We start from the raw sequence: 877 nt of genomic DNA on the forward strand, positions 1-877 counted from the left end.
AGAGCCTCTATCAAATGTGAGGATAGAGGCTGCGGAAGAGCATGACGCAGCAGCCGAGGACGAGGAAGCCGAAGTGGACGTCGTCCCTGCGCTCGTCACGGACACGGAGCCGACGAAGCTGATTCTTCCACGCCAGTGTGCGCTCCGCTACCCAACGGTGACGTCCCAGGCGCTCCTTGGACTCGACACCTGGTCGCGCGATTCGTGGTGCGATGCCGCGCTTTCGAAGCCCGCGCCGGTTCTTCTTCGAGGCGTAGGCCTTATCTCCGTGGACCTTCCTGGGGCGGAAGCAGCGTTGCCCTGAAGGCATCCTCACCGGAGGTATGGAGTCCACGAGGGGAAAGAGTTCGTGGGTGTCGTGCACGTTCGCCGCCGTCAGCGACTCGGTGAGCGGCAGTCCATGAGCCTCTACGAGAAGATGATGCTTGCTACCCGCCTTCGCTCGGTCCGTCGGATTTGGGCCCGTGAGGGCCCCCTTTTTGATGCCCGGACGGACGACGAGTCGATGCTGGCGCGGGAGAGGTCCACCCTGCCTCGCAGTCCCAGCTCATCCAGCAGTTGGTGTTGGAGCTTTTCCCAGACGCCGGCCTCGGTCCATTCCTCCAACCGGCGCCAAGCGGTCATGCCCGACAGGCCGAACTGCTTGCGAGGAAGCATCTCCCAAGGAATGCCGCTCCTCAGCACGAAGACAATCGCCTCCAGCGCCGCTCGGTCATCTGCTCGGGGGCGGCCCAGCTTCTTCTTGGGTCGTGGCCGGGGCAGCAGCGGCGCCACACGCTGCCAGAAGGCGTCGGGAACGAGTTCGCGGACCATGCACTCAAGCTGGGGATGCCCTTCGTTCGTGGCCACCCCAGCCCTGACTTTTGTTAGGTCCTCT

Annotated in this window: 1 protein-coding gene; it reads right to left on the reverse strand. The window is 64.0% G+C overall.

Annotated elements, in window-relative coordinates; translation table 11 throughout:
* Window positions 1-10: 10 nt before the first annotated feature.
* Window positions 11-813 (reverse strand): IS5 family transposase gene (locus FJV41_RS49335; protein ID WP_141649534.1). Its coding sequence is split into 2 segments (ribosomal slippage): window positions 11-468 and window positions 468-813, totalling 804 coding nucleotides; the frame shifts between segments, so codons are not numbered across the junction.
* Window positions 814-877: the final 64 nt, after the last annotated feature.

The organism is Myxococcus llanfairpwllgwyngyllgogerychwyrndrobwllllantysiliogogogochensis (assembly GCF_006636215.1).
GTDB classification, from domain to species: domain Bacteria; phylum Myxococcota; class Myxococcia; order Myxococcales; family Myxococcaceae; genus Myxococcus; species Myxococcus llanfairpwllgwyngyllgogerychwyrndrobwllllantysiliogogogochensis.